The sequence below is a fragment of the Rossellomorea aquimaris genome (genome assembly GCF_008180865.1).
Classification (GTDB): domain Bacteria; phylum Bacillota; class Bacilli; order Bacillales; family Bacillaceae_B; genus Rossellomorea; species Rossellomorea yichunensis.
On the sequence record NZ_VTEX01000006.1, the window covers coordinates 51,672 to 76,030 of the forward strand.

The 24,359-nt window shown below is 40.9% G+C and carries 27 protein-coding genes; 19 read left to right on the top strand and 8 right to left on the bottom strand.

The genetic code is table 11. The annotated features are described in order from the left end of the window. The first annotated feature begins 68 nt into the window (after positions 1–68). The 3 genes from FZC88_RS20470 to rlmH all read left to right on the top strand — a co-directional run bounded on the left by FZC88_RS20470 (position 69) and on the right by rlmH (position 2,163). Positions 69–1,310, top strand: a complete 1,242-nt coding sequence (locus FZC88_RS20470; RefSeq protein WP_148970575.1) for a S1C family serine protease — start codon at positions 69–71, stop codon at positions 1,308–1,310. A 120-nt stretch (positions 1,311–1,430) separates the two neighbouring features. Then, a complete protein-coding gene (locus tag FZC88_RS20475) occupies positions 1,431–1,589 on the top strand; it encodes a CxxH/CxxC protein (RefSeq protein WP_113969385.1) in 159 nt (52 codons plus the stop codon). Between the two features lie 94 nt (positions 1,590–1,683). Beyond that, the gene (gene rlmH / locus FZC88_RS20480) at positions 1,684–2,163 is read left to right on the top strand and encodes a 23S rRNA (pseudouridine(1915)-N(3))-methyltransferase RlmH (RefSeq protein ID WP_148996247.1); all 480 of its coding nucleotides are present in this window, start codon (positions 1,684–1,686) and stop codon (positions 2,161–2,163) included. 87 nt (positions 2,164–2,250) lie between these two features. Here the strand turns inward: rlmH and FZC88_RS20485 are convergent, their stop codons facing one another. After that, positions 2,251–3,246 carry a tRNA dihydrouridine synthase gene (locus FZC88_RS20485; protein ID WP_148996481.1) on the bottom strand — a complete coding sequence of 332 codons (996 nt, stop codon included), beginning with the start codon at positions 3,244–3,246 and terminating at the stop codon, positions 2,251–2,253. Between the two features lie 383 nt (positions 3,247–3,629). Here FZC88_RS20485 and yiaA point away from each other — a divergent pair, with 383 nt between their 5' ends. The 3 genes from yiaA (at position 3,630) to FZC88_RS20500 (ending at position 7,361) form a co-directional block, all read left to right on the top strand. Next, entirely contained in the window at positions 3,630–4,100 is a 471-nt protein-coding gene (gene yiaA, locus FZC88_RS20490) for an inner membrane protein YiaA (protein WP_148970579.1), read from the top strand. Between the two features lie 137 nt (positions 4,101–4,237). Further along, positions 4,238–5,593, top strand: a complete 1,356-nt coding sequence (locus FZC88_RS20495; protein WP_148996248.1) for an FAD-binding oxidoreductase — start codon at positions 4,238–4,240, stop codon at positions 5,591–5,593. A gap of 265 nt (positions 5,594–5,858) precedes the next feature. After that, positions 5,859–7,361: a malate:quinone oxidoreductase gene (locus FZC88_RS20500; RefSeq protein WP_148996249.1), complete on the top strand. Its 1,503-nt coding sequence runs from the start codon at positions 5,859–5,861 to the stop codon at positions 7,359–7,361. Between the two features lie 123 nt (positions 7,362–7,484). Here the strand turns inward: FZC88_RS20500 and FZC88_RS20505 are convergent, their stop codons facing one another. Beyond that, complete coding sequence (locus FZC88_RS20505; protein WP_148996250.1) at positions 7,485–7,976, bottom strand: hypothetical protein; 492 nt, start codon at positions 7,974–7,976, stop codon at positions 7,485–7,487. A 261-nt stretch (positions 7,977–8,237) separates the two neighbouring features. On the opposite strand from FZC88_RS20505, the gene FZC88_RS20510 reads away from it, so the two are divergent. Further along, positions 8,238–9,170: an FkbM family methyltransferase gene (locus FZC88_RS20510; protein ID WP_148996251.1), complete on the top strand. Its 933-nt coding sequence runs from the start codon at positions 8,238–8,240 to the stop codon at positions 9,168–9,170. 87 nt (positions 9,171–9,257) lie between these two features. Here the strand turns inward: FZC88_RS20510 and FZC88_RS20515 are convergent, their stop codons facing one another. Both FZC88_RS20515 and FZC88_RS20520 read right to left on the bottom strand, forming a co-directional pair. Then, positions 9,258–10,688, bottom strand: coding sequence for a PH domain-containing protein (locus FZC88_RS20515; protein ID WP_148996252.1), 1,431 nt, complete (start codon positions 10,686–10,688; stop codon positions 9,258–9,260). After that, positions 10,685–11,203, bottom strand: a complete 519-nt coding sequence (locus tag FZC88_RS20520) for a PH domain-containing protein (RefSeq protein ID WP_148996253.1) — start codon at positions 11,201–11,203, stop codon at positions 10,685–10,687. Before FZC88_RS20520 ends, FZC88_RS20515 begins: the two co-directional genes overlap by 4 nt. 278 nt (positions 11,204–11,481) lie before the next feature. Between FZC88_RS20520 and FZC88_RS20525 the strand changes: the two genes are divergently transcribed. From FZC88_RS20525 to FZC88_RS24600, 8 genes are all read left to right on the top strand, one after another. After that, on the top strand, positions 11,482–11,832 hold the full coding sequence (locus FZC88_RS20525) for a YwqH-like family protein (protein ID WP_148996254.1): 351 nt from the start codon (positions 11,482–11,484) through the stop codon (positions 11,830–11,832). 36 nt (positions 11,833–11,868) lie between these two features. Next, complete coding sequence (locus FZC88_RS20530) at positions 11,869–12,147, top strand: YwqI/YxiC family protein (protein ID WP_148996255.1); 279 nt, start codon at positions 11,869–11,871, stop codon at positions 12,145–12,147. 14 nt (positions 12,148–12,161) lie between these two features. Beyond that, positions 12,162–13,595, top strand: coding sequence for a ribonuclease YeeF family protein (locus tag FZC88_RS20535; RefSeq protein WP_148996256.1), 1,434 nt, complete (start codon positions 12,162–12,164; stop codon positions 13,593–13,595). Between the two features lie 33 nt (positions 13,596–13,628). Then, the gene (locus FZC88_RS20540) at positions 13,629–14,336 is read left to right on the top strand and encodes a hypothetical protein (protein ID WP_148996257.1); all 708 of its coding nucleotides are present in this window, start codon (positions 13,629–13,631) and stop codon (positions 14,334–14,336) included. Positions 14,337–14,348: 12 nt separating this feature from the next. Further along, complete coding sequence (locus tag FZC88_RS20545; RefSeq protein ID WP_148996258.1) at positions 14,349–15,143, top strand: hypothetical protein; 795 nt, start codon at positions 14,349–14,351, stop codon at positions 15,141–15,143. 15 nt (positions 15,144–15,158) lie between these two features. Continuing rightward, entirely contained in the window at positions 15,159–15,572 is a 414-nt protein-coding gene (locus FZC88_RS20550; RefSeq protein WP_148996259.1) for a hypothetical protein, read from the top strand. A gap of 376 nt (positions 15,573–15,948) precedes the next feature. Beyond that, positions 15,949–16,308 carry a hypothetical protein gene (locus FZC88_RS20555; RefSeq protein ID WP_148996260.1) on the top strand — a complete coding sequence of 120 codons (360 nt, stop codon included), beginning with the start codon at positions 15,949–15,951 and terminating at the stop codon, positions 16,306–16,308. Positions 16,309–16,420: 112 nt separating this feature from the next. Continuing rightward, entirely contained in the window at positions 16,421–16,546 is a 126-nt protein-coding gene (locus FZC88_RS24600) for a hypothetical protein (protein ID WP_258549627.1), read from the top strand. A 53-nt stretch (positions 16,547–16,599) separates the two neighbouring features. On the opposite strand, the gene FZC88_RS20560 is transcribed toward FZC88_RS24600, so the two are convergent. The 4 genes from FZC88_RS20560 to FZC88_RS20575 all read right to left on the bottom strand — a co-directional run bounded on the left by FZC88_RS20560 (position 16,600) and on the right by FZC88_RS20575 (position 21,085). After that, positions 16,600–18,546 carry an FtsX-like permease family protein gene (locus FZC88_RS20560; RefSeq protein WP_148996261.1) on the bottom strand — a complete coding sequence of 649 codons (1,947 nt, stop codon included), beginning with the start codon at positions 18,544–18,546 and terminating at the stop codon, positions 16,600–16,602. Then, complete coding sequence (locus FZC88_RS20565; protein ID WP_148970594.1) at positions 18,536–19,297, bottom strand: ABC transporter ATP-binding protein; 762 nt, start codon at positions 19,295–19,297, stop codon at positions 18,536–18,538. Before FZC88_RS20565 ends, FZC88_RS20560 begins: the two co-directional genes overlap by 11 nt. A 100-nt stretch (positions 19,298–19,397) precedes the next feature. Further along, complete coding sequence (locus FZC88_RS20570; RefSeq protein WP_148996262.1) at positions 19,398–20,402, bottom strand: sensor histidine kinase; 1,005 nt, start codon at positions 20,400–20,402, stop codon at positions 19,398–19,400. After that, positions 20,399–21,085 carry a response regulator transcription factor gene (locus tag FZC88_RS20575; protein ID WP_262371998.1) on the bottom strand — a complete coding sequence of 229 codons (687 nt, stop codon included), beginning with the start codon at positions 21,083–21,085 and terminating at the stop codon, positions 20,399–20,401. Before FZC88_RS20575 ends, FZC88_RS20570 begins: the two co-directional genes overlap by 4 nt. Positions 21,086–21,261: 176 nt before the next feature. Here FZC88_RS20575 and FZC88_RS20580 point away from each other — a divergent pair, with 176 nt between their 5' ends. The 4 genes from FZC88_RS20580 to essB all read left to right on the top strand — a co-directional run bounded on the left by FZC88_RS20580 (position 21,262) and on the right by essB (position 24,353). Further along, positions 21,262–21,891 carry a hypothetical protein gene (locus FZC88_RS20580; RefSeq protein WP_148996263.1) on the top strand — a complete coding sequence of 210 codons (630 nt, stop codon included), beginning with the start codon at positions 21,262–21,264 and terminating at the stop codon, positions 21,889–21,891. Between the two features lie 538 nt (positions 21,892–22,429). Next, positions 22,430–22,723, top strand: coding sequence for a WXG100 family type VII secretion target (locus FZC88_RS20585; protein WP_034764875.1), 294 nt, complete (start codon positions 22,430–22,432; stop codon positions 22,721–22,723). A gap of 77 nt (positions 22,724–22,800) precedes the next feature. Beyond that, positions 22,801–23,040: an ESX secretion system protein YukD gene (gene yukD / locus FZC88_RS20590; RefSeq protein ID WP_148996264.1), complete on the top strand. Its 240-nt coding sequence runs from the start codon at positions 22,801–22,803 to the stop codon at positions 23,038–23,040. Positions 23,041–23,054: 14 nt separating this feature from the next. Then, positions 23,055–24,353, top strand: coding sequence for a type VII secretion protein EssB (essB, locus tag FZC88_RS20595; RefSeq protein ID WP_148996265.1), 1,299 nt, complete (start codon positions 23,055–23,057; stop codon positions 24,351–24,353). Positions 24,354–24,359 lie beyond the last annotated feature (6 nt).

A 24,359-nucleotide genomic window follows, 5' to 3' on the forward strand; every position in this document is an offset into this window, starting at 1 on the left:
CCTGACTATAATCATGCTTGTAAAGATAAAATAACAAAAGGAATAGAACGTAGAAAGGATGAAGTTATATGGGATATTATGATTCGGATCATAATTCTGAAAGCCGGAGCAGGCAAAAGGGCAATCGGGGAGGAATGTTCCTTGCCGGGCTATTGGGAGTTGTACTTGGAGCAATCTTGGTTATTGTGGCGATTCCTCAGTTAACCAACTTTGACATCTTACCATATTCAATTCAACCCGACGAGGATCTGAAAGAGACTGATGACGCTTATCATAATGGTGCCACTCAAAATGTTTCTGTCGATGTGACAACGGATGTGACGAAGGCCGTAGAGAAAGCTGGAGACTCTGTTGTAGGAATCACGAATATCCAATCTCAAAGCTTCTGGGGACAGGGTGAAGGACAAACCCAGGATCAACAGGCTGGTACAGGATCCGGGGTTATGTATAAGAAAGAAGGCAGTAAAGTCTATATTGTGACCAATAATCACGTGGTGGAAGGTGCAGATCAGCTGGAAGTGACGCTTGCGGACGGGACTAAGGTGCCTGCTGAAATGCGTGGTGCGGATATCTGGACAGACCTGGCTGTAATCGAAATCGATGGAAGTAAAATCAAGAAAGATGACATTGCGGAGTTTGGAAATTCAGACAAGCTAAAAGCGGGAGAACCTGTTATTGCGATTGGTAACCCGCTAGGACTGCAATTTTCCGGCTCAGTGACACAGGGGGTTGTGTCAGGTGTGGAGAGAACGATTCCGGTCGATATTAACCAGGATGGAATGGAAGATTGGAATGCAGAAGTTCTGCAAACTGATGCAGCCATCAATCCGGGGAACAGTGGTGGAGCGCTCATTAATATTTCCGGACAGTTAATTGGTATCAACTCCATGAAAATCGCACAGAGTGCAGTAGAAGGGATCGGACTTGCCATCCCGATCAACTATGCTCAGCCGATAATTGAAGACCTTGAGCAGTACGGTGAGGTCAAGCGCCCTGCAATGGGTGTGACACTTGAGGATGTGAATAAAATTTCTGCCTATCATCAGCAGGAAACATTGAAGCTTCCGAAAGAAATCAATTATGGTGTCATGATCAGACAAACCGTTCCCAATTCTCCAGCAGCCCAGGCCGGATTACAAGAGCTGGATGTGATTACGGAGCTTGACGGAGAGAAAATTGAAAATGTCATTGAGTTAAGAAAGCATCTTTATAACAAGAAAGATGTAAACGATCAGATGAAAGTCACACTCTATCGAAATGGAGAAAAGAAAGAAGTAACCATGAAACTCACCGACGAGTCCAGATTATAGAATGTGGATAAGCAAAAAGCAGGAAGGCAAAGCGCCCTTTCCTGCTTTTTCTTTACATGATATGATAACTGTGGATAAGTATATACTCTAAAATCAGACCAAAGATTAGGAGGAAACGACATGATTTACTGCTGCTTAGAGCATGTAGAATTAGCGATGGATATTGTCGTCGATGAGCATGAGGTAGCGCCTCAACTGACTGAGCTTTCTGAAGAAAAGAAGTTATCCACAACATGTGAATATTGTGGGAATAACGCAATATATATAGTGGCGAACTAATATTCCCATACGATATGTGGAATGGATATGTGGATATGTGGATAAAGTCTGTGGATAACGTGTTTGTAAATTGTTTGTAAAGTGAGTGTGGATAGTGAATATCACCATTGTAACGGTTGGTAAATTAAAAGAGAAATATTTAAAGCAAGGAATAGATGAATATGCAAAGCGCTTAGGTGCTTATGCAAAGATAGAAATCGTCGAGCTTGCCGACGAAAAAGCTCCGGAAGTGTTGAGTGATTCTGAAATGGAGCAAGTAAAAAATAAAGAAGGCGAACGAATCTTAGCTAAGATCTCTCCTGACCACCATGTCATTGCCCTGGCGATCCAAGGGAAAATGCGTTCATCGGAAGATCTCGCCGATAATCTGGACAAGCTTGCTACGTACGGGAAAAGCAAAGTGGCGTTTGTTATTGGTGGATCACTTGGGTTGAGTGATGATGTGATCAAGAGATCTAATGAAACCCTTTCTTTTTCGAAGATGACTTTCCCCCATCAATTGATGCGGCTGATCCTGGTGGAGCAGATTTATCGTGCATTTCGGATTAATCGGGGTGAGCCGTACCATAAATAGAGGCAAAATAAAGGGTCAGACCCCCCAGTAAGTTAACGAACACTGGGGGACTGACCTTTTTTACTCTATTCAAAAATGAAATGAGCTTTACTTAGACACAGAAAAGCCTTCCTCATCTTTCACTGCATCTGCATACTCATCAAGCAGAGCACGAACCTCATCGGTGGATTCTGATTCCATCAGACGATTTCTCAGCTCACTCGCTCCCCGGAACCCGCGGACGTAAATCTTAAAGAAGCGGCGAAGCGGTTTGAATTGCCGTGGCTCGAGTTCTTCGGAGTATTTATCATGAAGATCGAGCTGCAGTCGCAGGAGATCGAGCAGTTCCTGGCTGGTATGCTCTTTCTTCTCTTTTTCGAAAGCGAACGGGTTATGGAAGATCCCCCGTCCGATCATAATTCCGTCCACGCCGTATTTCTCCGCAAGTTCAAGTCCCTTTTGGCGGTCAGGGATGTCGCCGTTGATCGTTAGTAATGTATCAGGGGCAATTTCATCACGTAGTTTCTTGATCTCCGGAATCAGTTCCCAGTGAGCATCAACGTCACTCATTTCCTTTTTGGTACGGAGGTGAATAGACAGATTAACAATATCCTGTTCCAACAGGTGCTTCAGCCAGTCGTGCCATTCCTCCACTTTGGTATAACCAAGACGGGTCTTCACACTGACGGGAAGTCCTCCCGCTTTGGCTGCCTGGATGATTTCCGCTGCTACATCCGGGCGGCGGATCAGGCCTGAGCCTTTCCCGTTTGCTGCGACATTGTGCACTGGGCAGCCCATATTGATATCAATTCCGCGAAAGCCCATTTTAGCCACACCGATACTCGTTTCACGGAAATATTCGGGCTTATCCCCCCAAATGTGGGCGACGATCGGCTGTTCATCTGCAGTGAACGTAAGACGCCCGCGTACGCTGTCTTTCCCTTTCGGATGGCAGTAGCTTTCTGTATTCGTAAACTCTGTAAAAAACACATCAGGTCTCGCCGCTTCACTCACGACATGACGGAAAACGACATCGGTCACGGCTTCCATCGGTGCGAGAACAAAAAACGGCCGAGGCAACTCATGCCAAAAATTATCTTTCATAATATATTTAAACCCTTTCCTTAAGGAAAACATGTTCCCAAAATTAAAAAGTAAAGTCCTTCAGTTTTATCCATTCCCAGTTAGACTGGATTTCAACCAGTATATACTTTAATAGTAAAAAGCGAAAAGTGCAAGGGGATGATACGTCGTGTTTTTTCATGAATGAAAGAAAAACGATAAAAGATAGACGAAAAAAAGGTCGGTGGGCCAGCAAGCTAACGCTACGCGTACTGGGGACTGGCCATTTTTGCGAAAAAAAATCATCCCATATAAGTGAAAATTTCACTCATTATAGTAAACAAAATCTGTAAAAAATTGCTATAATAATTCTTAAGGCAGCAGGGTAATTCCTGCATATTGAATGAAGTAAAGGGGAGCGGCTAATGTCTGAATTGAATGAAAACCCGTTAATGAAGAATGATGAAAAGAAACCAAAGATCAAGGTGGAAAGAAAAGAAGGGGAACCGACTTCCGCATTTAAAGGGGCGAGTTGGGCAGCTTTGGTGGTAGGTGTTTCCGCTTATCTGATCGGCCTGTTCAATGCAGGAATGGAACTGAATGAGAAGGGATATTACTTTGCTGTATTGATATTCGGATTGTATGCAGCTGTATCCCTGCAAAAAGCAGTAAGGGACAAGGAAGAGGATATCCCTGTTTCGGGCATCTATTACGGGCTCAGTTGGTTTGCAGTGATTGTAGCCATTTCCTTGATGGCGATCGGACTTTATAATGCCGGTAGTATCATCTTAAGCGAAAAAGGATTTTATGGTATGTCATTTGTTCTTAGCCTATTTGCGGCTATCACCATTCAGAAAAATATCCGGGATACGCAGGTGGCCAGGGAAAGAGATTAATAATGGGGGGGGGGCGGTACTGCTTGCAGTACTGCCCTTTGTCGTTTTAAACTTTCTCACCAAAACCCACACCTCCCCTCATCTCAAAGAATACTCTATTAGCAAAATTATAAACAATATCTATAGAGGTGAGCACTGTGTACCATGATTCAGAATTTTTAAAAGGTCTTACGGGCGAAGTGGTGACTGTGAAGGATTCGGTTTATGAGGAGTCTCGACAGGAATGGAATCGTGCCATCAACAAGTTTCCGTTGGTGATTGTGTATTGTGAAAGAAAGCAGGATGTGGTGAATGCGATTTTTTGGGCACGAAAGCGTTGTGTCAGTATCCGTATAAGGTCCGGTGGGCATCATTATGAAGGGTATTCTACCGGTGACTTGGTATTGGTCATCGATATCAGTCGATTGAATGCATTGGAATTGGACAAGCAACGGAACATATTAAAAATAGAAGCGGGAGCAAAAAACACAGAAGTGTATGATCTGGTAGGATCCAATGGCTATGTTTTTCCCGGGGGAACATGTCCGACCGTTGGTGTGTCGGGCTATACGCTCGGCGGAGGTTGGGGATTTTCCAGCAGACTTTACGGGTTGGGGTGTGACAGTTTGATCGAATTGGAACTGGTCAATTATCAAGGAAGGCTCATCAAGGCAAACAGAAATTGCAACTCCGATTTGTTCTGGGCATGCCGTGGTGCCGGCGGAGGTAATTTTGGAGTAGTGGTAGGCATGACGTTTCAGCTGCCGGAACCTACAGAAAGCACCGTCACATTTGTGAGGTTCTTTTACGTAGGTACAACCAATGAGAAGCAGGCGCAAGTGATGAATGTTTGGCAGAATTGGTTACCAGGGCTTGATAATAGAATGACGGTTTCTGCAAGCTTTTATAATGAGGAAGGTGAAGGGCTCGGGATTTTTGCGTCTGGGTTCTTTTATGGCTCGGCAGAACATGCCAGGGAGATTTTACAACCTTTTGCAGAAGTGGAAGGGTTCCGTGTGGAGCTGGAGGAATCATCCTTCCTTGAAGCAGTGAAAAAAGTGGAAGCGGCGTTTCCCCCATCTGAAAAATTCAAATCGACGGGCAGATTTGTCCAAAGGAGTTATTCGCTTTGTGAGCTTGAAAATATTGCAGGGCTAGTACAAGACCCTGCAGAAGGTTCTGTTTATGCAGCAGTTACCTTTTATGCACTCGGAGGACAGATCATGAATGTGGGAAAAAGGGATACGGCATTCTTCTACAGGGATGCAAGATATATTATGAGCGTTCAGTCCATTTGGACTGAGGATGCATCTGCAAAGGAAAACAGTAAGTGGGTTCGCGAGCGCTTTGAATATATTAAAAGAATTACGAAAGGATCTTATGTTAATTTCCCAATCAGCGATCTCAGAAACTATGAACAGAAGTACTTTGGAGGCAATGCAAAGAGGTTGGACAGGGTGAACAAAAAGTACGATCCCTTTAATGTGTTCAGGTTTCCCCAGGGGCTTAAATGATCGGCGTGGGAAGAGATTCCTATGTCGATATTTTTATTTACTAGGTTACCAAGTCTTTGAAAACGGACTTTGCACTTTTTTAAAAGCTCTAAATAGTATATAATTATCAGATAATGGTAGATATTTTGATCCCTGAATCATTATAATAGATTGTGGTATGGTTATAACAGAACAGGTGAGTTCCAGGGTGGCGCCTTGCTTTAAGTGAGACCCGAGCATGAGCGCTTACTCTTTTCTGAAAATATAAAGAGTAAGGAAGGTTATCATGAGCAGCATACAGAAAAAAACAGACGTTATTTTAATTGGTGCCGGAGTCATGAGCGCGACTTTGGGATCTTTGCTGAAAGAGTTAGCACCGGAATGGGAAATCAAAGTGTTTGAGAAACTCGCAAGTGCAGGAGAAGAAAGTTCGAACGAATGGAATAATGCGGGTACGGGGCATGCTGCATTATGCGAGCTCAACTATACGTCCGAGAAATCTGACGGATCGATAGATATAAATAAAGCGGTAAAAATCAATGAGCAGTTCCAACTTTCAAGACAGTTTTGGTCTTATCTTGTAAACAAAGATTTGATAGGTAATCCGCAAGACTTTATCATGCCTATACCTCATATGAGTATGGTCCAAGGGGAAAAAAATGTAGCGTTTTTGAAAAAACGATTGGAAGCGCTGTCAAGTAATCCCTTGTTTCAAGGGATGGAATTTTCCGATGACCCTGAAAAACTGAAGGAATGGATTCCGCTTATCATGGAAGGCCGTACATCGAATGAACCGATAGCGGCAACCAAAATCGACTCCGGGACGGACGTCAACTTCGGGGCTTTAACACGAATGATGTTTGACCACTTAAAGAGTAAAAATGTCGAGATGAACTACAAGCATAGTGTAAAGGATCTTAAACGTACCAGCGACGGGTCGTGGGAAGTCAAGGTGCAAAATATAGATAGCGGTCAAATCGAACACCACACGGCAAAATTTGTCTTTATCGGCGGTGGTGGCGGTAGTCTTCCTCTACTGCAAAAAACCGGTATTCCAGAATCAAAACATATTGGAGGATTCCCGGTAAGCGGACTTTTTATGGTATGTAACAATCCGGAAGTAGTAGCGCAGCATCATGCCAAAGTATATGGTAAAGCCAAGGTGGGGGCTCCTCCAATGTCCGTTCCTCATCTTGATACACGATATATCGATAACAAAAAATCGTTACTGTTTGGACCGTTTGCCGGATTTTCGCCCAAGTTCTTAAAAACGGGATCAAATATGGATTTAATCGGTTCCGTAAAACCGAATAACGTCCTCACGATGCTCGCGGCAGGTGCCAAAGAGATGTCGTTGACCAAATATCTGATCCAGCAAGTGTTGTTGTCGAATGAAAAGCGCATGGAAGAACTGCGGGAGTTTATTCCTAATGCTAAACTCGAGGATTGGGATATCGTAGTAGCCGGCCAACGTGTGCAGGTAATCAAAGATACTGAGGCAGGCGGGAAAGGAACACTTCAATTCGGTACGGAAGTGGTTAGTGCCGCTGATGGTTCGGTAGCTGCATTACTCGGTGCTTCCCCTGGAGCTTCTACTGCCGTTCACGTTATGCTTGAGTTATTTGAAAAATGCTTCCCGCAGCATATGAATGAGTGGGAACCAAAACTGAAAGAAATGATCCCTTCATTTGGGTTGTCACTAGTGGAAAACCCGGAGCTGTTTAAAGAAATTCATGCTTCAACAGCAGAGACGCTTGGTCTAAACGGGAAAGAGTTAGCTTACAGTTAATGTCGTGAAAACCTAAATATATTTGAAATAAACCCAAGCTTATGGCTTGGGTTTATTTCGTGTATTCTATCAGAATTCCATCTGTACATAGAAAAACCTGTAAATGAACAAATCACGAAATGTCTAACACCAAACAATGATTCTATAAGGAGTGGTTTGAGCAGGTATACTCATCGTGGCGGGACCATAGATCACGATCAGATTCCGGTTGCCAGGGTACTTTGAAAAGGATTGTCCGTTGGTCAATACCATTTGAGTATAGGGGGATAGATTTAACCTTAGCATGCCATCGCTGCTCTCCAACTGTGAGTTGAAATAATCAACCTTTACATTTTGAGATGAACTTTCCTTTACCATGACAAGTGCACGAAATTGTGGTGGATAAATAAGAGGAACAGGAGCGTTCCTATCATAATATCCCGTTACCCTATCCCCTACAGCCATCATTACATGGTCCACAAAATATGTGGTTGGTGACACGACAAAATTCACCGAACCACCTGCTCCATCTTCTACAGATATTAATTTATAACAGCCTTCCCCTTCTCCATTTTGTCCTGTCATAAAATCACTGATCATGGTGATGGTACCATAAAAAGACATGAAATTTACCATGCGAATCCTCCATTCATTATTGAATTGAATGGTCCGGTATTGAAATTATGCTTTCCCTGCAAATCTACGAATAAGCCGATGAAAAACATACAACCCTCAACACAATATAGTTTTATGATAAAGAGATTATCACACAAAGTGAAAAATAATTTCTTTCTTCTTTTGTAAAGATTTCATGAAGAAAGCCCTGTTATAGAGGATTTTCCGGTGGCATCTAAGAATGTATACCTCTAAACAGGTTTCTTTAAAGGGGGGTCAAACATGAAGTGGAATGCTGCTATTCGAAAGCCTTTTCTAATGAGAGTCTGGGAGAACTATCCGAAGATTTGGAAATTTATGATCGATGTAGGCATTTTGGTAAAGTACAAAACATTGAATATAAAAAAGCTGCCTAAAACATTAACATTGCCCAGTTCTACGGTTCTCTATATAGATTCTGAGGAAAATCGGGGAAGGGCACTAATGATCAGCAATGGGGTGACCCAAAAAAGGCTCGATCGATTCTGGTCCATGGCTGTGAAGAAAATGAATCCCGACCTGGTCATCGATGTAGGCGTGAATTATGGGGAGTGTATCTTCTCTACTCAATATTCACCCGAGACCAGGATAATAGGCGTGGAGGCGAACAGCCGTTTAATACCTTTTATTGAACAATCGAAAGAAGCACATCCTAACCGGTCACAAATAGCAATCTACAATGCAATCGCCTCGGATAAAGACAATGAAGAAACGGTTTTCTATGTTGATAGGCATTGGTCTGGTACCTCTTCAGCCACTTATGAACCTTCTCATAAGTTAATAGATAAGGTACCTGTCCAGTCCATCACCATCGATACCCTTTGTCATGATCAAACCTATGAAACAGTCCTTTTTAAAGTGGATGTTGAGGGATATGAAGCGTTTGTCTTAAAAGGGATGATTAACCTTTTCAAAACAAGTAAGTCAATCCTTGGATTCATTGAATTCAATAGTGAATACCTTGAAAAGCTGGGTATCAGTGTAGATGAGTTTCTCCTGTTTCTACAAACGTACTTTACGATTTACGTATATAAGGAAGACCATAGTTTGGTAAAGGCAGCCCATTACAACTACATGGACCTGAAAAATTTGTTTGGAACGGATTATATTCATACTGATTTTTTATTGATGAGTGATGAATCCTTTATGGAACGGATGCATATAAACTATGTGTAAAGCTTCACCTCAACATGGGGGGATTATTAAATTCTTGACAGGCTAGGTGATACGCCTGTACCTAGGTCAGTAAATGAGAAATCCGTCTCACCCAGAGACGGATTTCTTATGATACCATTCATAAAAAATACCAGCTTCCTCTTTCGAAACCCCAAACAACAAACTCTCATGACTCGGATTCGCTCGATTGGAGAACATGATGGTAGCCACTCCGAACTTACGATCAAGCCAGGCATGTTTCACAGTCACCTGCTGGATCCGGTCCCGATGGGTGACGAAGGTTTCGTTCAACCAGCCTCCCTTTCGAATTTGGACGGTTTGATTGTGGCGGGTGTAGCTTGTAAACCAGTAATCCAGGATTCTAAGGAGGATGGATACTCCAAAGACAATGCCTGCAATCCATATCCATTCCATCTTAAAGATCCATAGGCCCACTACAGCAGCAATCGTCAAATAATACGGTTGGAAAAGCTTCAGCCAAAGGACCTTTAGTGGGAAGCGTTCCATCTCCTCTTTGATCGGGTAGTGGGGAAGGATGGTGTGCAGCATATCATAAGCTTCACGTTTTGGCATAAAGGGATATAAAGAACTTATTTCCTCTTTTTCACCTTCGGAGGAGCCGGCACTGATCAACTTGATCGAAACAAGCCCGAGCATCCTCTTCACAATGGATTGTTCCACTCTGACAGCCTGTACTTTATTCTTTGAAATCGAGTAGCTTACCTCATTCCCTATCCCTTTATCGATATAAATCCGTTCCTGGTCATCACTAATGACATAGTTTCCATACTTCATATACGTTTTTACAAAGCCGATGAAGATGGACAGGATCATGGCAGCGATAAAAAGGACGATCAGGATCCACACATGATCGAGCAAGTAGTGCCAGGCACTTTCTGCTGATTCTTCGATGGAAAAGAATTCGGCCAAATTGAAATAGATGGCACTCAGTAATGGGAAGATCGCCAGGAAACTGAGTGACGTGAAGGAGGCTTTAATCAGGTCTTTCCTGGTTGCTTGAAAGTGTACCGTGCGTTCCGGCTTTATACCATCTTTTGATTCATCTCTGTTTTGTTTCTGTTCGAGATAAGATAAAATGCGAACTTTCTCTCGTTGTGTGATGACGGGAAATTCAAATTGGGCATTTTCTCCACTCGTCCCTGTCTCCATGGTTAAAGAAGTTAATCCAAACCAGCGATGAATGAAGGTCGTATTGGATCGATGGCTGTGGATCCGATCCCAGGAGACCGTTTTTTGTTTTTTAACGAACATCCCTTCTCTGAAAAGGATGGTTTTATTACTTAATTCATAGCGGTTGAAAATCCACTTGGCAAAGATCGACAGGACAGACACCGCTGTTGCAGCCAACAGGGCGTAGCGGCCCCATATCACCCACCCGGCTGTAGAATTCGACTTCAGCAGGAACAGGAGGATATAGAACCCGAATAGGCCCTTCGCGGTTGAAACTAACTCCACGATGATATAGGCAGGGTGATATCGTTTGACAGGATGGGTCATGCTCCTATTTCTCCTTCTTTTGAATCTTTATCCCGAATCTTTGCGAAGGTACCAATTTCCGCTTTCAATATCTTCGCTACATTTGCCGGTATGGCAGGTATTTTGTGACTGGAAGTCGTTGTCCCGATTTCAAGGTCATAAAGGTCGTAGCGACGCAGGATGGGTCCCTGCTCTGTACGGACGTATTCCACTTTCTCTATGGGTATCAGGATATGCTGCTGCTGAAACTTCCCGAATTTCAACTGAACGAATTCCTCATCGACCTGATAGCGCCAGGTTCTTTGCAGATAAATGGGTTCAATGAAGATGGAGAAAATGGAAGAGACAATGAACAGCCCTCCAAGAATGTAAAGAACGATCCCGATCCAGTCGTACCAATCGAATCGGTCACTGCATATCATTAGGGCTCCTATGATGAGCAGTGCTGTTGTATGTACGATCGTGTTGGATATTCGCCAAACTTTAGTGGCTTTTATTGATATGGTTTGTGTTGGTTCAGGTATGTTTATGTACATTTTTTCACCTCTGACTTAAAATACGTGTTTAATATAAGAAAAGTTTCAGATACTGGAAAATAATAGTTGTAAAAAGGGTTTCATTTTACAAAAATTGTGATACTTAATTAATAGTTCGTATTATTCATTGATAAATAATATATCGAATAGGTAAAAAGGATTACTTGCATATACTAAAAATAAACAGATTCTATCATTCTGACAAAATTTCATCCGTGTTATAGTTAAAAAGATTGGAAAATTTTATGAATTAGAGTAATCAATTGAGGTGAAGGTTCTTGTCTTTATATTTTTACTACGGGTTGTTAAGTGAAAAACGTGAGCAACTTCAAAGGCTTCAGACATGTCAGAGCAAACTTCAAGGGAACAAACAGGAATTTTCAAGTTATCGGGAATCCATTACAAATCCTGAATTATCTGGATTCACCTGGCAAGGGACGCTTGCAAATAAATTTGATGAAATAAGGTTTGAAGGAATGCTTCATTACTTTACAGATATTGAAAATAACCAGTTTAGTGAAGTGTTCTCTATGCTGAGCAGTAAGATGCAAACTATAAGAAGTGAAATCCAGGCGATTGAACAGACCATTCATAGGTTGGAATCTGAAGCTGAAGCAACAGTTGATTAGAAAGATAAGTATTTAATATAGCGGGAGGTAGCTTGTATGGGTAATGAAATCAGAGTAGTGCAAGGTGAGATAGGCCACCACCTTTCAAAAATTAAATCCTCTGCAGAATCTCTTCAACCGGATGTACCTAGTCACATTGGACATGAAAATCGCCTGGAAGTGGTAACAAAATTGAACGAGTTGAATCAAAGCATGGAACAGATGGTACAGAGTTATAAAGAATTGCTTATGCGAAATGAAGAATTGACACGACAGGCTGTCCAGGATATGGCGGATGCCGATCAGGAACTGTCTTCATATATCAAAGCCAGGTAAGGAGAGAAGTTGGGATGAAAACACTGGATGTCATGTCTCTGGATTCAGGAATAGAACAAGTGCTTCGAAAGTTAACCCAGCAAAAAGAACAGATGATCGAAATCGAATCAGCCATAAATGACTTTATTTCTCAAGATGCCTCTTTTAAAGGAAAAGGGGGGCAATCGATACGGTCTTTTTATCAGGATTCTCATCAATCCTTTCTGGAGTTCTATCAGCAAATGGTGACAACATATGAATCTACCCTGAAAGCTATTAAAAATGAATTACAAGGGTTGGAGCCAGCCCAAAATGGATATATACAGGAAAGCTTTTTACAGAATGATATGGAAAACGGATTGAATCGGGGAAGAGATGTGGTCATGGACTTAACAAGTGAGTCCAATGAAACGATTCAAAGTGTTCAAGATATCGTCGCGTTACCAAGATTACAGGATGATTCTTTTCTTCAGCAGGTTCACGTTGCGAGGCAGCAAAAGGATCAAACCGTCGAAAAACTTCACCAGTTTGATCAAAGTCAATGCGCCAACCTGGAGCCAATCCAACAGGATGTCCACACGATGAACCAATACATTCACCAAATTCAAGGTCTCTTCTCCAACGGGAAAATCTCAATCGATACGTATCAGCCCAACAGCTGTTACAACCCTCAATATGATGCTGAGAGCGGGTCGACAAACCCTTATTTCGAGCTGACCAACAATCCCCGATTTGTCGAGAATGGGGTTGAAGCGGCTGATACGGTGAATGGACTGCAACCTGAATGGGATCCTACGCCGACACTAGGCATCAATTTTGATCAGTGGCGAGAGCAGCCTATTAACGCTGCGACGAATTTGGGTATTGCGACTGCTGCCGGGTATGGGGCGGCGAAGAGTGTGAACATAGCTCAAAAAGGATTCGGGGCAACCAAAAGTTATTATACGACGGCTCAAGGGAAAAGACGTGTTCGTGTTTCATTAACTAATCCTGAACTGATGGACTTTAAGAAAAATAACTATAGCGGGACCAACGCTACTAATTATCCTAAGCTTTATAAGTTAGTTGACCCCATGACAGGGATAAAACAATCCTTTAAATGGGCTGGAAATAAAATTGGATATATTGGGGTTGGAACTACTGTGGTCGGTGACGTTGTACATGGCATTCAACATGATCAATCAGCGAGTGAAATTGCGGGGAATGTTACAGGAGATGTTGCCGTAGCTGGTGCATCTATCGCATCATCAGCATATATCGGTGCACTAGCAGGTGGAGCTATCGGTGGCCCGGTTGGTTTGGCTGTGGGGGCTGTTGCAGGTGCTGCTGTTGGGATGATAACAACATCATTACTAAGTGATCTTAAATTTATGGATGTTGATAATGATGGTAAAGGAGATTCTATCGGGGACGCTATAAAAAAAGGTACCACTGGAATCATTGATAAAGTAGGATCTTGGTTTAGCTAGTCACACAGATTCCAATTATTGAGGTGAAAGATTTTGAAAAGACACGGAGATATTGATGATATTACATTGTCATATCTAAATAATATGCAGTTCCCTAAGGAGAACAGAAGAAATGTAATAGGGTTTTTATTAATACTTTTAGACTTTATAGGGTTACTGCCATTACTGAGCATCCCCTTTTTTGCGCCCTTTTTTTGGGCTGCACTGATTCCAATCATAGGTGTCCATCTATGGGCAATGCTTTATATATTCGCACCTTATAGATTTGAAAAATCTTACTATTTATTTATTGGTGTTTTTGGGGTTGTGAATACGTACGTATATTTCCTTGTTATTCAGAAGTTTTTGTATAAACATATTGGCGTAGAGAGCAGTAGCTACTTCTTTATAGGGTTGCTTCTTATGATTTTATTATTGGTTTTCTTCCAGGTTTTCAATGTGAAAATATTTTATTCAGGTACCTATGCCAAGCTTCAAAATGGAAAATCAAAGTTTAACATTACTCCTATAGTAGCTTTTTCAAGCTTTGGGTATGTGGTTGCACAGCTTCTTATGTCCTCTCTGGTTACGGACTCAGCTTTTATGATCGCATTGATTATCGCGTATTCGATTGTATCTATTGTCACTGCTTATTTAGCGACTTTTATTCATAGATTTATATACATACAAAAAAATCATGACAAGGTGCTAACAGTGTATCCTGAGTTTGGGAAACCCAAATCATTAAGAAAATTCGGTTAAGGGGGATTATGATTGGCTAACTGGACATTAACTAACAAAGATTTATATTTACTTGTAAAAATGTTAGATGGAAAAGTTCTGATAGGTATATCTAACCCTTTTCCAGATTACCGGGATGATGAATTAGAAGAAGAGTGGGAAATGATGTTTAAAAAACTGCATAAGTTTGAACTGGTGGATCATATTGAAGGTGAACTTAAATTCGAGAATCGATTCATTGAAGCCATGTGGGTTATTGCAAGGAGCAATTTGGTGGCAGAGGTTGTAACGGATCAGCTGGAACAAAGTATTTTCTACTTCAGTGACGATCAGGTCATCGAGTGCATGAAGGAGAATGAAACAAGTTATAAAATCTATACACACCCGGCTCCCGAATGGACCTTGAACGAAGTCATTTTTCCTAGAATGCTTATTGGTGTTGAAAATCGATCTATACGTTTAAATGATCTCTTATACATACTCCCAAGTGACTATCTTCTCTACTGTAAAGAACAAGCCATATTTAACCTTGATGAATTATCTTTAAATAATGGAATAGTCCAAGATAGTTTAATAATCAAACAGTTTAATAGATCATTACAAAGGAAAATTCATACCACTCGATTAATGATATTCTTTAAAGATGAACTTGACTGGAATATTGAAGGTGTACATGTCCTCTCCTCACCCTCCTATAATTGGACATTAAGAATGGTCAGTAAAGACGGTATAGAGTGGTTGAGTACCCGTCAGGCAACAGGAGAATCGTTAGTAAAAGAAATAGCAGGAGTTTTTGAGAGGGTAAAATTGAAAAAAGAAGTGAATTAGAAGGGTGGCTTAACATTGTTTTTGAAAAAGAAGGATACAGAGGATATTTTTTGTATAGCTGTCTTTCCAGAAAAAGAGTTAACGTTTGAGGAGCTAGACGAATATAGTGACAGGTTTGAAGAGGCGGGGAACATTGAGGTGGTTTCTGAGGTGAATCTATCAGAAAGAAATATAGAGATTCTATCAAAAAGATTCCCTGAAGCTGAAATATCTTCTCCAAGCTTTGCGGTGCTTAAGTTGGATAGGGATCGGATAAAAGAAGAGACAAAGAAAATGGAGAGAAAATTCAAGTGGAAAAAGCTTTTTAATTCAATTCCTCATGAAGAATATCTTATCGTCGAAACAAAAACCATGTTTGATTTCCGGTATGCCCTTCTTTATACAAGGGATGTTGAAAAAGTCGTTACTTTTTTAGAAAAACAAAATTAAATTTGAATGATGTTGTTAAAGGGGGATTGTTTAGTTGGAGCAAGAAAAAATAGATGGCATTACAATATCTTATTTGAAATTACAATCACCCCGAGAAAACAGAGGGAATATACTCGTGTTCTTTTTAATATTTCTGGATATCATAGGTGTGCTTTTCCTCTTAGGTGAACCAATGCTACCCATATTTTTTTGGTCTGGTATCATTCCGGTGATCTTAATTCATTTATGGGCAATTCAATATATTATTGCCCCTTATACATTCGAAAAATCATATTACTTTTTTTTCGGAGTGTATGGTTTCATTAATACATTTGTGTACTTTTTAGTTATACAAAAATTGATATATGCCCATTTTCAAGTTAATGGAGTAGTGCCTTTGGTTATAGGGTTAATCATGTTTATATCCCTCCTTCTCATAATAAATTGGATGAACATCCATTTATTGTATTCCGGCACGTACTCGCGCCTTCAAAAAGGAGAGAAGATTGTAAACCTTTCCCCCATTACTGCAACCACAGGCATCGGCTATGTACTGGCACAGGTGATTCTATCGTCTTTCTTTGTGGAGTCTCTGAAAATACTTATTATCATAGGGGTTTTATCTTTACTCTCCGTGGCTACGGCTTTCTTCTCTACAAGCATTCATAAATATTTCTATATTAGAAAGAACATCGAAAAGGTCAAGCAGGTATATCCTCAATTTGGTCTGCCGAAAAGGCAGAGGATACAAGGATAAACTAGCTGCAAATGATTAGAGAAAATGTAAGGTGTCCCCTCTAAAATTCCGGAAAATAGAATAAATCTTAAAGACATGTCCATAATAAAACCAAATATCAGGAGGTGTGGACATGCCAAATCAAAATGATAACAAACTTAAAAAAATCCAATCTGAAAGTTTCAAACAAGGGAAATCTCAGGAAGAATACGCTGCCGAGCTTGAAATGAACAAGATGAAAAGCCAAAAAAGGAAGTAACCTCGGTCTACATAAAAGAGCCATCCCGATTTTTAACGGGATGGCTCTTTCCATTATAGCGATGATTTAATCACTTTTTTATAATAAAGTACCGATAATACACCAAAGATTGAATACAGAATCGTGTATAACCCCATTACAATGATCATCGGCGTCCAAACCTCGGCACCGAACAGGAACCATCCGGATTGAACCGCGAAGTAACTGTGCAGGAGGCCGATGAGGAGAGGGATTCCGAAGCTGAAGAGCTGCTTGGCTTGAATGCCTTTCAACAAGTCACCCTGAGTGAAGCCCAGTTTTCTTAAAATCGTATAGTTCGGTTTCTCATCTTCACTTTCGTCCATTTGCTTAAAGTACAGGATGCATCCGGATGTGATCAGGAAGGTGAGACCAAGGAACCCGACGATGAACATGATGAGTCCAATATTTTGTTTCTGTTCTGCTTTCATATCATACTGGGAATCGTTTGCCCATCCTTCGTCGAGGCTTAACTCATGAAAGAGGTCGTTTGCTTTCAAGATATCTTTTTCTTGTTCAATCGTCACCCCGATGTAGAGAGAAGATTCCTTCTGGATAGCAGGATCTAAATCATTCTTCAGGCGTTTGAATACATTGTCATCTACGATCACAACAGGTGAGCCCCCTGCTGTAAAATACCATGAAATCGGGTATTCATCCCTCATTCCCAAGTAATTAAGCTTGGTGACCTCCGTCTTTCCTTTCAGTTCCGTCACCCCTGAATCATGTAACGGAATGACCTTTTGAAGTAAGTCGCTATATCCTGTAAAGACCGTTTCGTCTTCTTTTACATCGACGCCTTCAACGTCTTTCTCGCTGATGACCGAGTTCGGCATGGCATCCAATGAACCGTTCAGTTCCCCAAATTCAGAGTCTGTAATGCCTTTCAGGTTGACCAACACTTCAATGACTTCGATTTCTTCCTTCTTGAATTCGATGCCATTGTCCAGTAGGGCATCTTTAAAGTGTTGGAAGTCTTGTGTATTTGTAAATGAAAAATCGGTCGGAACATTATTTTGAGCTGTTTTTTCAGCCGAGTAATAGCCGATATAGCTTAAGGACAATAAAGCGATAGCAAGAGCCGACACGGTCGTGATGATCGTCAATAGTAAGGCATTGGATTTCATCCTGAACATGATGGATGAAAGGGATAGTACCTCATTGATGTTCAAGTAGCCATCTTTCCTTTTTCGGATGACGTTGAAAATAAAGCTGACGGACCCTTTATAAAAAAGATAAGTTCCGAGAATGACTGAGCCGAGTATAACTAGCATGGCTCCAAACAGCTGAGGCATGGTTGTGAAGTCCCCGCCAAACAATTTGGAAGATACGTAGTACCCCGAGGCAACCAGGATCATCCCCAAAATCCCGATGATGATCTCAAACTTGGACATTTTTTTCACTTTGGTTTCCGTCGATGAACGTACCCTGAACAGTGATAATATACTTTGCCTTTTAATAAATACAAAGTTCATCAGCATGATCAGCAGGTAGATCGCACAGAATACAAGGATGGTCTGGATAAGTGCATGGGTTGAGAAGTGGAGAGTGGCGATTGCCTCGACCCCGGTTATTTTGAATAAGATCATGATGATCAATTTTGAGAAAGAGAATCCGATCAAGATGCCGAGTATCAATGACCCGAAATAAAGGATGAAGTTCTCCACGGTCAAAATACGAAAGATTTTATTTTTTGTCATGCCGATTAACTGAAATAACCCGATTTCTTTACTTCTTCTTTTAATAAAGAGCGTATTCGCATATAAAAGAAAAATAGAGACAATTGCTACAAGTAAAACGGAAGCCGCACGAACCGCTGCGCCGCCTTTGATGGATCCCTTTGTTGCATCCATGGATGGATCATACTGCAGGGTCACAAAGGCGAAGTATAGCGCGACACTAAAGACCAGAGCAAATACATAAAGGTAATAATTCTTGAGGTTTTTCTTAAGATTTCTGAAAATAAGGGTATTAATGTTCATTCTGCACCCCGCCGAGCACCCCTTGGGTTTTCATAATGTCCTTGAAGAAGTGCTGTCTTTCCTGTTCGCCTTTATTTAATTGAGTATAAATTTGCCCATCCTTGATGAAAATCACCCGACTGCAGTAGCTTGCTGCCACAGGATCATGAGTCACCATGACGATCGTCGCTTTCAGCTTTTGATTTAACTCACTAAGCTTATTTAAGAGATCAGAGGCCGACTTTGAATCGAGAGCACCTGTTGGCTCGTCGGCGAAAATGATGCTTGGTTCATGGATGAATGCCCGGGCTGCTGATGTACGTTGTTTTTGTCCGCCTGAAATTTCGTTCGGGTACTTATCTTTTAATTCAAGAATCCCAAGCTCCGAAGCAAGGTCGTTGAATTTCTGATCGGCTTCCTTTTTGGGTGTCTTTGTGATGGACAATGGCAGAAGAATATTTTCTTTCACCGTTAACGTATCGAGCAAATTGTAATCCTGAAATATAAAGCCCAGGTGATTCTTTCGGAACTCTGCGAGCTGCTTTTCTTTCATCATCGTCATTTCATTGCTCTCAATCTTTATCGAACCCTCACTCACTTTGTCGATGGAGGAAAGGACATTTAAGAGAGTGGTTTTCCCGGAACCCGATGCCCCCATGATACTGACGAATTCTCCTTTTTGGATCGACAGGTCGATTCCCTTTAAGACTTCCTGCTTATTGAATTTATTGCCGTAGCTTTTATGAAGTTTTGTTGCTTCTAATATCGTCATCGTTAAAAACTCCTTTGATTTGATACCCTTATTATAAAAAGCAGGAAGTTTCTTTTCCTTTTATTATTCGAACAAAACAGAAAAGCATGTGACATTTTTGTCACACGCCTGTAAGTTGGACGAAATCATTCTTCTGGGGAAAGGTGAGGGTGACCCGGGTCCCTTCGCCTCGTTTAGACGTAACATCTATAGAAATCAGTAAAGGTTCTGAAACTCTTTTGGTTAAATATAATCCCATTCCGGTAGAAGCGTGATCATTGTGGTCGATGGTTGAAGTGAAGCCTTTGTCAAAGACCCTCGGGAGGTCCTTGGGATCTATTCCCCTGCCAAAATCTTGAATAGTGAGGTTCACCTTATCATCTTGATGCTCACTTTTAATGATAATATCCGATGTTGTGCTGTATTTAACGGCATTGGTTAATAACTGCCTGATCATAAAAGAAAGCCATTTCGCATCGCTCAGCACTTCCGTGATATCCAGTTGAATGTCAAATCCAATACCCTTTTGAATACACCAGGATTGCAGCGTTTTTATCTCCTGAAATATTACGGTCTCAAGATCGGTTTTCTCGATATATAAATCATTCTCCATAAACGACATCCGTTTCTGATGGAGCTGTTGATCGAGCAGAAGGTGGATCCGCAGCCATTCGTATTTTAATGGAGCCTTTAAAGATTGGTTCTCTAAACGCTCAATCATCAAATGCATGGCAGTCAGTGGGGTTTTCACTTCATGGATCCAGGACAGGAGGTCATCCTTTTCCTGTTCGAGCAGCATTCGATTTTCAGATGCTGCCTTCCTCAGAAGGTTCGCCTGCTCCGATAAACTATCAGAAACGATTTCTTCAAATGGAGTATCAGGGGCATCCACACCTGTAATATTGAGATTATGATCCCATTCTTTCAGTCGTTTAAAGAAACGGGTTTCCTTCTGATATCGAATGAAAACGAAGACGATGAAAAAGAGCAGTGATATGAACACCATATATAGGATCGGTTGTAGGGGGAGGGCCGTATCGATATAGGCAACAAAGATCCATAACAGGTGAAGAGCGGTAAAGAACAATATCCAGCTTTTTCGTTCCCATAAGTATGTACGGATCATGGTGAATCCTCTTCAATGGCCATATACCCTTGCCCCACTTTGGTTTCAATGAAGCGGCCCAATTCAATCTCTTCAAGCCGTTTCCGAAGTCGGTTCACATTGACGGTCAACGTGTTATCGCTGATGAACCGTTTATCATCCCAGAGGCTATTAATCAACGCATCCCTGCTGACAATCTTATTTTTCTGCTCAATTAGGAGCTTTAAGATGTACATTTCATTCTTCGTTAATTCGATGGACCCCCGTTCATTGGCTACGGTGTTACGCTCATAATCAACTGTTGCCCCGCACCAGGTCTTGATGCTCACCTGTTCGGTGTTATAGTTATAAACTCTCCTAAGGGTCGCTTGAACCTTTGCAATCAGTACATCGAAATGAAAGGGCTTCTGGATGAAGTCATCTGCCCCAAGCTGCATGGACATGACCATATCCGTCGGGTGATCACGGGAGGACAGGAACAGGATCGGCACATTGGAGTGTGAACGGATCATCCGGCACCAGTGGAAGCCGTCGAATTTGGGTAATTGGATATCAATGATCACAAGGTCCGGTTTCACTTCGGTGAACTCCTGCATAACGTGGTTGAAGTCCGTGATTCCATATACATCATAGGACCACTGGGAAAGTCGCTCCTTGATTTCGTTAAATAGGGTTGTGTCATCTTCGATTAGTAATAATTTCAATTTAGTCACCACACAATCTTGATGTTTACATAAATTGTATAGGAAATTATGTAGGTTTGCCATATGACTGAAGAAAGGAACGATTATATTTAGAAGTATTTTGATTATTTTAACAAAATATGGGTATTTAACTCCTAAAAGCAATATAACAAATTGCATAAGAAAGGAATTAAATCATGAAGAAACTTCTAGGGTTATCAGTGATAACAGCGGTTTTGTTAAGTGGATGTGGTGAAGTGCAGATTTCAATTAATAAGGATCAGGATGTGGAGTCCAAAGAGGTGGTCAGTAATAAGAATGATAATGAGAAAGTAGAACTAATGAATGATGGTTCGGAAAGTGAAGAGGTGACAGATGCCGATAAGCAAAAGGCTATCATTCAATTCATCAACGAGGATATCTATAAGGTGGCAGAATATGAAGTCGTCGCCTTCCAGTCTCTGGCATCGGTTTCTGGCGTCAACTATACGGATGATCCAACCGTCTACAATGAGCTGACAAGTAACACCATTCCAGCCTACGAGAAAGCCTTGAAAGAAGCGAAGGGAATTGAGGCTGAGATTCCTGAGCTAGAGGTAATGACGGACAGGATCGTGACGGCGACTCAGACCTTTTACGATGCACTCATTCTCGAAAAAAAGGCGATTGAAGATCAGGATGAAGGCTTGATTAATCAATCAAATGCCAAAATCGAAGAGTATTACAAGCTGGTGGAAGCTTATCATTCGGACATGAGGCTTCTTGCAGAGAAGTATGATGTGACGTATGACCTGAATGAACCGAAACAAAATGTAGAGGAATTATAAGAAATTAAAAAAATGAACAGATATTTTTTTAAGATCATACATTACACAAAGAGCCTTACTATTGAATAAAGGAGTAAGGTTCTTTATGTTAATGAATGCACCTTTTATAAAATTTCTTCTAAAGTAAATTTTATAAAAATAATTGGTTTATAAAAGTAAAAATAAGGATATATAGTAAGTACTTGTAACTAATGGGTCGGATCCTTCAATATGTAACCACCTATCAATGTTATTAATGGAGAGTCTTAAGTCCATGATTTAGCACTATTTTCCTAATTCCATCAAGCGGCTCTTATACCAAATGACCTGAAAGTAATTATTCCTGTAGTTATAAAGTTTCCTTTTCACTGTAAAAATTGTGTTTATATGTATGTTTATAATAGTATGATATTGGAAGTGTGGAAACAATTGTAATTAAAAGGGTTTTGATGAAAGAAAACGAGTTACATAGTTTACAAGGTTCATGTTTCTAATTTGGGTACTCTGATTTGATATAGATGATTACCACCAACAATTTCAATTAAGGGAGAGGAATTACATGTCAGGAATTATTCGTGTTACCCCAGCAGAATTGATTAGTATGTCGAACCGATACACAAGTGAAAGCAGCCAAGTAGGAGAGCAGATTTCACGCCTGGATAATATGATTTCTGAGCTTGAAGGTATGTGGGAAGGTGAATCAAGCCGCGCGTTTGGAGAGCAATATCAAACTTTGCGCCCTTCATTCCTGCAAATGCAGCAACTGCTTGAAGACATCTCAATGCAATTGACTAGCACTGCTAAGTCTCTTGAAGATGCAGATGCTCAAATTGCCAATCAAATTCGCGGATAAGTTTATCCCAACCATTTTAAACATGAAGGAGCGCTTATCATTATGTGGCGCTCCTTCCTTATGAGGTGAAACCCGACATGTATATAGAAATTACCATCGATTTAGGACATTATGAGGAGAAGAGCTTCGATCTTAGATTATCAAACTACCATACTGTTAAAAAACTGATCGATCTTGTGTGGCAGTCTCAGAAACTTACAATCGATCCCAGAGAGGGTTGTTGGATTCGTGTTGTAAATAAACAAAAAGTGGTTCCCGGTCATGCAAGGCTGATCGATGCTGGAATTCATTCTGGAGATCGAATTGAAATATTATAAAGGAGACCAATAGAATGTCACAAAAAAGTGGATCATACTTAGAAGAAAAACTCGAAGCCATTGTACATAAAAAAGAAAATAAAATGACATTTATCTTTCAAAAAGAAAAGATAAAGTTGGATCAAATTGAGGAAATTCACTTCCTGAAGAACATTAACCCATCCATACAAAAAGAAATCACGATGGAAAATGATGAATTGTGCATCGTGAATACCATACCTGACTCCTTCTCTTTTTATCCCCAATTAAAAGCGAATGAGAAAGAAAGGTTGATGTCTGCCTATCAACTGGTACAGAACGTACGAAACCATACCTTATCACGTCTCCATCTCATTATTTGTCCGGAAAATATTGTATTTGATCAAGGCCTGACTCCCCACTTTATCCATTATGGCGTTAAGGAGAGTCTTCCCCCTTACGAAAAAGATGCAGATTTGTTGTTAAAGCAGACAAAAGCTACTGTCGCAGCTATTGTAGATCGGCAGCATACATTTGATGATTACTTTAAGTTCAGCGAAACGCTAAAATTGTCGTCAATGACCAAGGATATCTTGGAAGCCGAAAGCATCGAACGTGTCGGAGAAGTGTTAAATCATTTAATAAAAGAGGCAAAAAAGTCTGATTCCCTCCTTATGACTGTGAGTAAGAAAAAGTGGAAACTCAATCGTTATGTACTGCTCGGAATATCATTGCTCTTAGTACCGGCAATTATTTACTCTATATATTCTTTATTCTTTATGTTCCCTAAGCAGGAGAGGGTAGTAGCAGCTCAAGAGAGTTTTCTCCTGAATAAGTATAGCGATGTGGTAACTGAACTACAGTCTTATGAGGTTGAAGAAATTCCGAAGGTCACTCAATATCAACTTGCACTCTCTTATATTATTAACGAATCCTTAACCGAAGACCAAAAAGAGAATGTACGAAATACTGTCTCCCTTCAATCTGATCCACTTTATTATGAGTATTGGATCAATATCGGAAGAGGAAAGGCTGAGGAAGCATTAGAAGCAGCCAGGTTCTTAGAAGACCGGGATTTAATTCTGTTTGGACTTCTTAAGTACCGAGAGCAAGTCAAGGCAGACGGAGATCTTGATAGCGAGGAAAGACAGCAGGAACTAGATGAAATTGAAAGTGAAATAGCTGAATACGAGGAAGAAATGAAAGCGTTGGAAGACGAACAGCCATCACAACCGGCACAAACAACGGAAGAACCGCAAGAGAATGAGGAAAAAAAGACACCTGAACAAAAACCGGCAGAGACTGATGGAGAGAGTTCCACCCCTCCAACTCAACCTGATAAGAAGGAATCCTGACAAATA